Genomic DNA, 12,031 nt, shown 5'->3' on the forward strand with positions numbered 1-12,031 from the left:
TATTGAACATATCAACTCTAATTAGCTGTCAAATTATCTTCAATTTCCGTTTAAATGTCTGCAATATTCGCCATTCTTTTATAATTTGTTATCTTTAGAATGGTTTCTTCATAATTACATCACATAAAGTAAAACGAAAACTCAAAAATAAGACATATTATTAACAATACCAATAAATCAAATTCAGTTTTAATAAAAAAACAGAAGCTGCCCTTCGTAAGACAGCTTCTGATTCTATTAAATCTAAATAAGCATTACTCTAAAGTTGGATTAAACGTACCGCCCCAGTTACTATTCTGCTCAATGTTACTGTTCAAATCAATGACTGATTGTTTGATTGGGAAGAAATAATATTTTTCGGGTACCGAAGAGATCTTCACTCCGGTAAAAGGAATCTGATGAACGGTGTATTTAAAATCGGCCTCCTTGAGTTCATTTTTGGCTGCTTTCGCTTTTGCTTCGGCGATAGACATTTCTGATCCATCTGGATTTATGGCAATGGCTTCTACTCCAAATTTGGTTTTACCATCCAGACGGTCCAGCATCCTCAGTCTTCTCAAATCCCAAAAATACTTACCTTCAAAGCAGAATTCAATGTTTCTTTCGGCAAGGATAGCCTCTCTGATACCTTCGCGGGTGGTGGTAGTAATACCATAATTACCATCGGCTCCGGCTTCAATACCTGCACGATTTCTTATTTCCTTCAGGATAGTTAACGCTACATCCGATTTTCCGGTTTCGTTGGCTGTTTCGGCATAATTAAGCATCACCTCGGCAAAGCGCATTACAATATAGTCGATGTCGTATTGCTGCACTTCCGACTGTAACAAAGACAAATCACTCGCCTTACGAATAAAGAAACCACTATATGAGTCCAGGTTAGTTGAATTGGTTCCTGCCTTCGGGTTTACACCAAAATCGTCCAGTACATCCGCAACACCCAATGCTGTATACTGTCTGTTTCCCTTTTTATTTGAAACTTCGTATACCGAGCCATTCCAAACCACCGATTTATCAAAGCGGGGATCTCTGTTCAACCAGTATGATTGCAGGAAGTTCGCATCTGTCTTATAATACTTGCTTGTTGGGTCATTGTAAAGCTTACCATCCTTCATAGGAAACTCTTTAACGAAATCCCATGTTGGCGAAGCCCACGCATTACCACGGCTTTCGGATCCGGGACGTACACCGTAATCCCAGTTGGCTGTTTTATTCGGATAGGTATTAATAACAGAGAAAACAACCTCCGGACCACGTTCATTCAAAAATATATTGGCATAATCGGGTGTTAGTGCATAACCCAACCCTTTTAGTTTATTGTAGGCAGCTTCATTGGCGGCATAAGCCTCTTTCCAATAAGCATTATCCCACTTGTTGGATGGATTAAACTGAGGAGATGCTTTATAAAGCAATACTTTTGCTTTAAAGGCTGTGGCAAAACAACCGTCAATCTTTCCGAAGTTGGCAGACGAAGTGGAGATTCTTTCAGGTAAATCACCGATAGCATCATCCAGGTCCTTTATGATCAGGTCGAAACACTCTTTCGTGGAGTTTCTTTTCACATACAGGTCGTCTTTATCTTTGTCCTGCGGAACGGTAATATAAGGAACGCCTCCGTGATACACAACCATATCGAAGTAGACGTATGCCCTTAAGAACTTAGACTGGGCAATTATCTCATTTTTGAAGTTATCCGGCAAATTACCTGCACTTACATTTTGAATAGCCTCATTAATCAAGCGGATATTCGTGTAGTTCCACAATTTATACTCGCCGTTGGTCATGTTAATACGGTCCGGATAAAAGACTATACCCGATAATTGTTGTGTTGACTGATCAAGCGAAGGAGACCAGTTACTAAACACGTTCGCATACAGATTGGCCATATAGGCATTTACCAGCGATTGGTCATTCCATACTAATTCTGCATTGTAGTCATAGATATCCTCAATATCCAATGTATTGCAGCTTGTTGTTGCAAACATAGCCAATACAGAAACGATTATATATTTTATAGTTTTCATCATACCATCAATTATTAGAATTTAATATCTACGCCAAAAGTAAATGATTTCATTAACGGATAAGAATCGTAGCAATCCTGCTCGGGATCATGAAACTCTGTCATCGCAGAAAGCACAAACAGGTTGGTGCCGTTTACGAAAAGCTGAGCAGATTCAAGGTTAAGGAACGAAATCCAGCTCTTAGGCAAATTATAACCAACATTCAGGTTTTTCAATCGCAGGTAAGCACCGTTTCTGATCCAGAAAGACTGAGCACCTGTCCCGGATTCGTACCAGCTTTTACCAATTACCCTCGGATATTTGGCATTTGGATTTTCGGGAGTCCATACATCGTCTGTCCAGATAGGATAATAAGGTCTTACCGTACCACCATACTGACGGATTCCGCCCATCCCTTCTCCCAGGTTGCTTATCATACGGTCGTACAATCCCACTCCCTGGAAATGGATGTCCATTGTAAATCCTTTCCATGACAGGTTGGTACCAAAACCATAGTTGATGCGGGGAGCCGCATTGTCTGAAAGCAGCTGAACGTCGTTGCCGTCAATCTTTCCGTCGGGACCAAGCGAATAACCATCTCCACGTACATCTTCAAAGTAGAGTCCTCCCAGATACGGATTTCTACCATACTGTTTAAATCCTTTGGCAAGCAACTCGTCCAATTGTTCCTGAGTACGAACAATACCCAAAGTTTTCAGTCCGCTTAGGCGGTTAAGAGGTTTCCCGATTGCCGAAAACTCTTCCAGGTTTCCGCCCGGTGAATAAAGCGCTGTCTGATCCAATACATCCCATTGGTCTTTTGAGAAACCAACATTGCCGTAGATAGAATAATCAAGCTGACCGCCAAAGGCTTTATCTCTCCACATGGCGTTAAACTCAACTCCTCTCCAGGATCTTTCGGCGTAGTTTTCGGGAGCAAGTGATTGTCCGTAGGTATCGGGAATCGTAACAATTCTGGATCCAAGAATATCTTTTTCTGTTTTCCCAAACATATAGAAATACGTCCTGTGTAATGTCTTCCGCTACCGAATCTTCTACAAACGACGAAACGTACGATTTCAAGCGTGGATAATAGTGTCGGAACAGGTTGTCAAACCCCTCCCTGTTCTCTATGCCCATTTTTATCATAGTATGATCAAACAAAGCACTCATATATTTACCTTTTCATATAAATAAAGTTTAATTCTGGCTGGGATGGAACTTGTAGTGAGTTATATTCATCTCCAGAGTTCAGATACAGAAACGTGCTCGTTTCAATAAATCGAATCCTATCCAACGGATAGCATGCAAATATAAGTAAAAAAATGTTATCAGAACTTTTTTAATAAAAATGTTGGATTTATTCTCAGGTATACTCCGGCTCCAAAACTTACAGCCGTTTTTTCGTTCAGCACCCCCTTTTCCGGATCTAAAGAGGTTACGGCATTGTGCCTGTAAACATCCAGGTCAACACCCAATGAGAAGCCTTTGGCAAAGGTCTTGGAGTATTCAAATCCGGCATATATGAATCCGGGATTCTGGTATTGTCTGCCCGGGTAAGCAGTAGAAAGGGAACCAAAAAACGGACTTCCAAGCAAAGACACAAAATTATGACAGGTCCAGTAAGCTGCCTTCAGACGAACATATTTAAAAGAGGCTGTTACTTTGGGATAAATTCCATAGCCCGATGTGTAGGGAAGCCATTTACCCGACTGCTGATACAATCCCACTCCGGTAAGCTCAAAATTAAGCTGACGCAACGAATGGTCGCCCACCGAAACGGTAATACCGGCCCCAACAGCCGCATTGATATTGGTTTGAATGGAATTGGTAAAAATAGTATCGATCTCGCCCCCCCTGTGTTGTGCAAGCACCTGTACCGGCAGATAGAAATGTACCTTTTTAGAAGCTTCGTTGAGACGCAACTGCGACGAAAGGCCCACTGTGAAAGCCTCCTGGTGGGTATCGCCTTCAAAGATAAAGCTTTCCCAGTTGATCCAGGCATCCACATCCACCGTCTTCGATTTGTATAGCAATTGCATACCTGCCTCAGGATCGGCAGACAGATTCAGCTCGCTGTTGTATAAAGGATCTGCCAGACGGTGATTGGCTGCACCGTAGATATTACCCAGAATGATGTCCAGTTTAGGGGATAATGAAAAATGCGCTCTAAAATAGGGCAGCCAATGCACGCCACTCTGATACTGACTTCCTTTCCATTTGGCGATATCCGTATAGGCAAAATTTGGATATTTATTGGCACCCCAGTAGCGAAGCATATGCAGACCGGCTTCCAGTTTGATATTCCCGAGGGGATAAAATACAGCTTTGGGCTGTACCCACATACCAGGCAAGGTATACCCCTTTACCAGGTCCGAACTGAATTCGTTGTTCTGAAAGAAACTTATATTGTCTATTTCGATGGAAAGTTCGCCTTTCTTTGTGGAGTCAAGCCTGCTGTCGGTCATATACACCCTCTCATCAATCTGGGCAATTCCCATGAAAGGAACAAAACATAGTATCAATAGCCACAGCTTAACAGAAAGAGACGATGTCAATCCACAAATCAATGTCTTCATACACTCCATAAATTTAGTGCAAACGTAACCAATTTACGGCAATAAAAAATCCGGACAACAAGTTATGTTGTCCGGATTACTAAAAAAAATGTAATTTTCTTATTTAAGCGTACCCTGTTGAGCTTCCTGGATCATTTTCTGATTAGCCAGAATCAGGATTTCAACGCGACGATTCTGTTGTCTGCCAGCAGCAGTAGAGTTGTCGGCAACAGGTTCAGTGATACCTTTACCTTCGAACGACATACGGTTGCTTGATACAGCCTGGTTCAATAAATAATCGTACACGCTTTTAGCACGTTTCTCTGAAAGAGTCTGGTTGTATTCCACTCTACCAGTATTATCTGTATGACCGATAATTTTAATATTGGTATCCGGATTTGAGTTCAAGCTGGTTGCAAAGTTACGTAAAGCCGATTTAGAAGCATCACTCACTGTGCTTGAATTTGTAGCAAACAAAATACCTGAATCGAAAGTAACCTTGATTGCTTCGCCATTGTTTACAGTCTCAACTGTAGCATCTGGAATAGAAGCTTCCAATTCTTTCTTTTGCTTATCCATTTTCTTGCCGATCAAAGCTCCGGCAGTACCACCCACAGCTGCACCAATAATGGCTCCCAAAGCTGTGTTACCTGCAATTTTGCCTACACCTGCACCAACGGCAGCACCTCCACCAACACCTATTGCAGTTCCTTTCACTGTATTACTTGCTCCACAACCCGACAAAAGTACGGCTGCACACAGCATCAGAACCGAAATCATCTTAAAATTTTTCATAAATCAAAATTGTTAGTTATTAATAAAATGTCAATAAATCTTGTTACAAAGGAATAACAGTTTATCACTCAAACATGTTGATTGAATCGCAATATTCGAGCTCCCCTTGTACGATAAAGCTAATTTCTTCGGCTTCAAACTTGCCTACTCCGTCTTTCTTGGCGTTCTTAATTACGTAAGCGATCAGCTCTTCTTCATCAATTTCCACATCCGCATCCTTTTCAGGATCTTCGTTCATAAAACCTTTGGATTCATAGAAATCGTAAACTAGATCTACGATATAATTTATATCGTCGTTGCTGAATTTGCCCTTCATTTCCTGAGGAAGATAATTCTGAATAAACTTTACAGAATCGTCTTCATCATAAATTAACATATCATCCTTCTCACTCATAATTTAGTTCGATTAATTGTTTTTGTTCATGCAAAGGTAAAACTTAGTGCGACAGAAACAATAAGGGAAACGTAAATTTTTACGCCTCCCCTATCACTTTGTCAATTATTTATTTACAAACTCCAATCCCTGTCCTTTTTTTGCAATCGTAATGACTTGATTACGGTCGATCTTCTGACTAAGGATCTCTTTTGAGAGTTCGTTCAGCACGTACTTCTGAATAACCCTTTTAACCGGACGGGCACCAAACTGAGGATCGTATCCCTCTTGGGCAATAAACGACAAAGCCTCATCCGTAAATTCGAGCACGATGCCATTGGCAGCCAACATAGCAGCCACACCCTTCAACTGCAGATTCACGATCTGTCTTATCTCCTCTTCGTTAAGCGGCGTAAACATAATCGTTTCGTCGATACGGTTCAGGAACTCCGGACGGATTGTCTTCTTCAATAATTCCAACACCTGATTGCGAGTATGTTCTATCACCTGGTCGTGGTTTGCCGGCGTTATCTTTTCAAAGTTCTCACGAATCAGTGACGATCCAAGATTGGATGTCATAATAATGATCGTGTTCTTGAAATTTACCACCCTACCTTTATTATCGGTAAGTCGGCCGTCGTCCAGCACCTGCAATAAAACATTGAACACATCAGGGTGTGCTTTCTCAATCTCGTCGAACAAAACCACCGAGTATGGTTTACGCCTGATTGCCTCGGTAAGCTGTCCACCCTCATCGTAACCCACATATCCCGGAGGGGCACCAATCAACCTTGTGGCACTGAATTTCTCCTGATACTCACTCATATCAATACGGGTCATCAGGTTCTCGTCGTCAAACAGATACTCGGCCAACGCTTTGGCAAGCTCCGTTTTACCCACACCGGTAGTTCCGAGGAAAATAAACGAACCGATGGGACGCTTCGGGTCCTGCAAACCGGCACGGCTACGCCTTACGGCATCGGCAATGGCTGTGATGGCCTCCTGCTGACCAACCACCCGTTTGTGAAGTTCGTCTTCCAGATTAAGCAGCTTGTCCTTTTCGCTTTGCAACATCTTATTAACCGGAATACCCGTCCATCTTGAAACCACGTCGGCTATATCCTCACTGTCAACCTCTTCTTTAATCATGGCCGATCCGCCCTGCAGACTATGCAACTGCGCCTGCACCGCTTTGATCTCCTCCTCTTTCGCCTTTATCAGTCCGTAGCGTATTTCGGCAACCCTTCCGTAATTGCCTTCGCGTTCGGCTTTATCTGCCTCAAACTTCAGGTTTTCGATATCGATCTTGTTCTGCTGAATCTTGTTGATCTGATCCTTCTCGCTTTGCCACTTGGCCATCTGCGTCTTCTCGTCTTCCTTCAGATCGGCAATCTCTTTGTTAAGCTGCTCCAGCTTTTGCACATCGTTCTCGCGTTTGATAGCTTCGCGCTCGATCTCAAGCTGTTTGATACGTCTGCTCACCTCATCCAGCGACTCCGGAACAGAATCCACCTGCAAACGCAGACGTGCAGCTGCTTCATCCATCAGGTCGATAGCCTTATCGGGCAGAAACCGATCGGTGATATAGCGATGCGACAAGTGTACAGCCGAGATAATTGCATCATCTTTGATACGCACCTTGTGGTGATTTTCGTACTTCTCCTTCAAGCCACGTAAAATAGAAATGGTACTTAGCTCGTCGGGTTCGTCCACCGTAACAATCTGGAAACGACGTTCAAGAGCCTTATCCTTTTCAAAATACTTCTGATACTCATCCAATGTAGTGGCACCTATCGCCCTTAGCTCGCCACGTGCCAGGGCAGGTTTCAATATATTAGCCGCATCCATGGCACCATCGCTTTTACCGGCGCCCACCAGGGTGTGAATCTCGTCGATAAAGAGGATGATCTCGCCTTCAGCCTTTATCACCTCATTTACAACCGATTTAAGACGCTCTTCAAACTCGCCTTTGTATTTGGCTCCGGCAATCAGTGCACCCATATCCAGCGAGAAAAGCTGTTTGCTTTTCAGGTTTTCGGGCACGTCGCCCCGTACAATACGATGTGCCAGTCCTTCGGCTATGGCTGTTTTACCAACCCCAGGCTCACCAATCAGGATCGGGTTGTTTTTAGTACGTCTGCTTAGTATCTGCAATACCCGTCGTATCTCGTCGTCCCGACCGATAACCGGATCCAGCTTACCCGACCGGGCACGCTCATTTAGGTTGATTGCGTACTTATTAAGAGAATTGTAGGTATCTTCGGCCGACTGACTCGTAACATTGTTTCCCTTTCTCAGCTCTGCGATGGCAAGGCGAAGCTCCTTCTCGGTAACACCCGCATCCTTCAGCATACTCGAAGCCACACTCTTCTCCGTGAGCAAAGCCAGCAAGATATGTTCAAGCGACACATACTGGTCGCCCATCTTGCCCGAATATTCGATTGCCTTCTGCAATACAGCATTGGCCTCGCTACTCAGGTAAGGCTCGCCACCCGATACTTTGGGATAAGAATCCAGCTGACGGTCCAGCACCATCTGCAGGTTCTGTACATTTACACCCAGCTTCTGGAATAAAAAATTCACAACACTCTCGCCTGTCATGATGACAGCCTTAAGTATGTGGGCTGCTTCTATCACCTGCTGTCCACGTTGTGAAACCAGCTGAACAGACTGCTGAACAGCCTCTTGCGATTTAATTGTAAAATTGTTTAAATTCATATCTTTATTTCTCCTTTCATTCTAACTATACTTATATAACTTTATCCGCAACCAAATGTTCTAATCATTTAAAACCAACAAAATAGCAATTTAATCTACGAAGTATCAAACTTTCATTCTTTACGGTTATAAGCCGTGTAGTACGATTGCCATTGCTGATGTATGCTTCATCCTGTAAACATTCAATCTGTATAGGATAAGGCAAAATAAGTGCCAGAACGAAATTATGCCAAAGTGACATAAATATTCTAAAAACAAAAGCAACCAGTACTTTCATTGGGCACATCGCCAACTGAATGATATACCAATAGATCCTGTGTATTTTATCATCATTTTGTTTGACAGTGCACATAAAATACTATTAACGAAGATCAATACCACATACGTACTTTATAATTTGCTCTTTTATTGTTATACTTAAAAGACACTATATTTTAGGAAATACTCAATATATGAACAGACGTAGTGGCCTTTATTTCTATTCAACACGCTTATAAATTGTCATTTTTATGTAAATTTGCAATACAATAAAGAAACAGCCTTAAATTATATGAAATCAGGATTTAAATTTTTGATATTTCTGTTTGTGTTGACAACCGGCTACCTCTACATTCCACGCTACATTGCCGGTGATGCACCCCGTTGCGTGGATGGCAAACTGTCCGATATCGCGGAGGAGGTAAGCTCCATCCCCCTGGTCTTTCCGGCAGGATATAATCCCGGCAGCATCCATTCGGTACAGAAAGATGGCGACCACCTGTTTGTGCTGTGCGACCATGTGCTGTTTCATTTCAATAAACGCGGTGACTTTCTTGGCAGGATATCCATCCATAAAGCAGGTACTGAAACCATTTCGGTTACCCACTTTACCTTAAATCCCGGCAATAAAGAGCTTGTTGCCGTCGGAAACAACCAAATAGCTTATATATACGATTATAACGGAGTACTTATACAGGCCAAAGACCTCAAACAAAAAGGTTCTCAAACCAAACTACTCAGCCTCGCCTACTACAATAATCAATACTGGGCAACAACCGAGCAGGTTATACCCGGCAACACGGAGACTAAAATAGAGAAGAAACTTTGCGGTTTCACACAGCAACTACAGCCGTTGACCGAGAAAAAACTTTATCAGGCAGACCTTGGCCGCTTTTATATTGAGGGCTACTTTGACCCTCAGGTGGCTGTTTCGGAAGAAGGTCTGTACGTGCACTCTCCCTCCCTGTGTTCAGATAGCCTTGTTCAGGACACCCTCTACCTGATAGGAACCAACCAACTGGAAGCAGAACGGTTTCAGACCGAACAAACAGCCGCGGTATTGCCCTTACAGCTTAGCGACCGGTTCCTGATCTCCAGCTACAGCAACACATTAGATGTGGATACCTGTTATACCTATTGTTTTGATCGCAGAAACAACATTGCCTACTTTGCCAAAGGCGGACTGGTGGACGACTACTATCAAACGGGCCGCATTGCCGAATTCCACCCCCTCGACATCCAATGCAGGAATTACTACTTCTGCCGGAAGCAGGCCGCCCCTAGCGGAACGGCCGCCGGCAGTAATTCAACCGTAACCCTATACCTGTTAAAACTTGAAGCCTAGTCGTTAGCGCGGAGCCGGAACCACCATGCTCCTCTCTGCCCACGCTTCATATTCCTTAACCATGGCAGCTACCCTATCGGGATATGTATCGGCCAGGTTATGTTGCTCAGACCGGTCGGTATTTAAATTGTACAACTCCCACCTGGCTTTATTGCCGGGTTGAATAATCTTCCAGCCATCATTACTCATCAGCGCCTTCTCATTAAAATGTTCGAACCCGATATAGGTATGCCCTTTACGTTTACCATTCTTAAAAACCGGCACCATGCTCTCGCCCTGCATCGGAAGAATTTTATTTCCCTTATAGGTGGCAGGATAGTTTGACTTAGCCAATTCCAAACTGGTAGCCATCACATCCACAATGTGACAAGGCTCGTCGGTAACCGATCCCCTGGCAGCTTTAATACCGGCAGGCCAATGGGCAATCATAGGAGAACAAATCCCCCCTTCATACATTTTAGCCTTCCAGAACCGAAACGGTGTATTGGCTACGTTGGCCCATTCCGGTCCTAATGAAGCAAAGGTAGTCTCCGGTCCCGGCATTGCCTCTTTCTTTCTCGGATACACGATGGGCGTTCCGTCGCGCATCATATCCGGACGGTCGTTCTCTCCCGGTGAATAATCCTGACATACTTCCGGACTACATCCATTGTCGGACATAAACAAAATGAGGGTATTATCCAGCTCACCGGTTCTTTCCAGCTCCTGCAGCACCTTTCCGATACCCTGATCCATCCGGTCTATCATAGCCGCATGAACCGCCATGGCATGCGCATCCCACTCCCTGTCCGGGTTAGACTCCCACTCCTTGGCCGACTGACGGTTAGAAAGAAAATCGGTCTGATTACCAAAGATTCCCAACTTTTTCATTCTTTCGAAGCGAGCCTCACGAATCGTTTTCCAGCCCACCTTATACACATCCTCGTACTTCTTTATATCCTCCTCCAGGGCATGCAAAGGCCAGTGGGGAGAGTGATAGGCCAGATACATAAAGAATGGTTTTTCAGACTTTGCATACCTACCGATATACGAAACCGCACTGTCAGACAATGCAATTGTACTATAATAACCCGCAGGCACATCCTTAACCGGCTCTTCACCGTTAACCAGACTGAAGGGATCGAAATAATCCACCACCCCATAGATGGTTCCATAAAAGTTATCAAACCCGCGGTGTGTAGGATAATTCTCCTTCGGAGCAAACTCTTCGTGCTGCACCTGATGCGCCAGCCACTCCCTCTGATCAGTACGTAAAGGCGTTTCGGCCACATGCCACTTCCCGATCATTCCTGTTTGATAGCCATTCTGCTTCAGAGCTTCGGCAATGGTAACCCCATTGTGCGTCATGGTACCCCTGTAACCCGGCAGATGATCGTCGAAAGTCATCCGCCCTATCCCCGCCTGGTGCGGATAGAGGCCCGTCAACAACGAGGCCCTGGTCGGACAGCTCCGTCCGGCATTATAAAACCGGCTGAAGCGCAACCCGTTCTGCGCCAACCTATCCAGATTAGGTGTATGAACCTCGCCGCCGTAGCAACCCAGATCCGAATATCCCAAATCGTCTGCCAGAATAAGAAGAATGTTCGGTCTGCCTTTAACACCCTCTTCCGCATTTTTTCCCGTTCCGCAACTCACACCCGCCGTTAAGGCAAGCGCAGCAAGCGGCATTGATCTAAACATTTTTGTCATAATTAACACAACTCTTCTTTTGAGTTAAATCTGTATTTAACTTCGTTTATTAATAACCTCTGCTAACACATGTGGTTTTCCGATCCATTCAGAAATGAATGCGAAGTAGCGACAAAATTATTAATAATCAAAATAAAACTGATCGATATGCTCTTCATTATTCAAAATCATTGCTGTCCCATTAAAATCTAAAATAGTTCTTTGAAATATTTGAAATTTAGTTAGTTATAGAGGTTTTTCGAGCGCGACGATTTCAATTGATAACTTTGCAGCCCATAATAAAGGCTGCAAT

Annotated in this window: 9 protein-coding genes; 1 reads left to right on the forward strand and 8 read right to left on the reverse strand. The window is 43.7% G+C overall.

Going from position 1 to position 12,031, the window contains the following annotated elements:
* Positions 1-254: 254 nt before the first annotated feature.
* The 7 genes from AB7E53_RS01105 to clpB all read right to left on the reverse strand — a co-directional run bounded on the left by AB7E53_RS01105 (position 255) and on the right by clpB (position 8,447).
* The gene (locus AB7E53_RS01105; protein ID WP_246303304.1) at positions 255-2,027 is read right to left on the reverse strand and encodes a RagB/SusD family nutrient uptake outer membrane protein; all 1,773 of its coding nucleotides are present in this window, start codon (positions 2,025-2,027) and stop codon (positions 255-257) included.
* An 11-nt stretch (positions 2,028-2,038) separates the two neighbouring features.
* Positions 2,039-3,016 carry a hypothetical protein gene (locus AB7E53_RS01110; protein ID WP_446773658.1) on the reverse strand — a complete coding sequence of 326 codons (978 nt, stop codon included), beginning with the start codon at positions 3,014-3,016 and terminating at the stop codon, positions 2,039-2,041.
* On the reverse strand, positions 2,901-3,176 hold the full coding sequence (locus tag AB7E53_RS01115; RefSeq protein ID WP_446773660.1) for a sigma factor: 276 nt from the start codon (positions 3,174-3,176) through the stop codon (positions 2,901-2,903). Before AB7E53_RS01115 ends, AB7E53_RS01110 begins: the two co-directional genes overlap by 116 nt.
* A 158-nt stretch (positions 3,177-3,334) precedes the next feature.
* Positions 3,335-4,582 carry a hypothetical protein gene (locus AB7E53_RS01120; RefSeq protein WP_446773662.1) on the reverse strand — a complete coding sequence of 416 codons (1,248 nt, stop codon included), beginning with the start codon at positions 4,580-4,582 and terminating at the stop codon, positions 3,335-3,337.
* Between the two features lie 99 nt (positions 4,583-4,681).
* Positions 4,682-5,356, reverse strand: a complete 675-nt coding sequence (locus AB7E53_RS01125) for an OmpA family protein (protein WP_421467182.1) — start codon at positions 5,354-5,356, stop codon at positions 4,682-4,684.
* Positions 5,357-5,420: 64 nt separating this feature from the next.
* On the reverse strand, positions 5,421-5,750 hold the full coding sequence (locus AB7E53_RS01130; RefSeq protein ID WP_068179803.1) for a hypothetical protein: 330 nt from the start codon (positions 5,748-5,750) through the stop codon (positions 5,421-5,423).
* A gap of 105 nt (positions 5,751-5,855) precedes the next feature.
* Positions 5,856-8,447 (reverse strand): ATP-dependent chaperone ClpB, encoded by a 2,592-nt coding sequence (gene clpB / locus AB7E53_RS01135; RefSeq protein WP_068179806.1) that lies wholly within the window; start codon positions 8,445-8,447, stop codon positions 5,856-5,858.
* Positions 8,448-8,997: 550 nt separating this feature from the next.
* Here clpB and AB7E53_RS01140 point away from each other — a divergent pair.
* Entirely contained in the window at positions 8,998-10,050 is a 1,053-nt protein-coding gene (locus tag AB7E53_RS01140) for a hypothetical protein (protein ID WP_446773664.1), read from the forward strand.
* A 3-nt stretch (positions 10,051-10,053) separates the two neighbouring features.
* Here AB7E53_RS01140 and AB7E53_RS01145 read toward each other — a convergent pair whose 3' ends face one another.
* The gene (locus AB7E53_RS01145) at positions 10,054-11,739 is read right to left on the reverse strand and encodes an arylsulfatase (protein ID WP_446773666.1); all 1,686 of its coding nucleotides are present in this window, start codon (positions 11,737-11,739) and stop codon (positions 10,054-10,056) included.
* Positions 11,740-12,031: the final 292 nt, after the last annotated feature.

The organism is Macellibacteroides sp. (assembly GCF_050251695.1).
GTDB classification, from domain to species: Bacteria; Bacteroidota; Bacteroidia; order Bacteroidales; family Tannerellaceae; genus Macellibacteroides; species Macellibacteroides fermentans.

Coding starts and splice junctions, on each gene's coding strand:
- AB7E53_RS01145 (WP_446773666.1), bottom strand. CDS start 11,739: ATGACAAAAATGTTTAGATCAATGCCGCTTGCTGCGCTTGCCTTAACG.
- AB7E53_RS01125 (WP_421467182.1), bottom strand. CDS start 5,356: ATGAAAAATTTTAAGATGATTTCGGTTCTGATGCTGTGTGCAGCCGTA.
- AB7E53_RS01105 (WP_246303304.1), bottom strand. CDS start 2,027: ATGATGAAAACTATAAAATATATAATCGTTTCTGTATTGGCTATGTTT.
- AB7E53_RS01115 (WP_446773660.1), bottom strand. CDS start 3,176: ATGAGTGCTTTGTTTGATCATACTATGATAAAAATGGGCATAGAGAAC.
- AB7E53_RS01120 (WP_446773662.1), bottom strand. CDS start 4,582: ATGAAGACATTGATTTGTGGATTGACATCGTCTCTTTCTGTTAAGCTG.
- AB7E53_RS01130 (WP_068179803.1), bottom strand. CDS start 5,750: ATGAGTGAGAAGGATGATATGTTAATTTATGATGAAGACGATTCTGTA.
- clpB (WP_068179806.1), bottom strand. CDS start 8,447: ATGAATTTAAACAATTTTACAATTAAATCGCAAGAGGCTGTTCAGCAG.
- AB7E53_RS01140 (WP_446773664.1), top strand. CDS start 8,998: ATGAAATCAGGATTTAAATTTTTGATATTTCTGTTTGTGTTGACAACC.
- AB7E53_RS01110 (WP_446773658.1), bottom strand. CDS start 3,016: ATGTTTGGGAAAACAGAAAAAGATATTCTTGGATCCAGAATTGTTACG.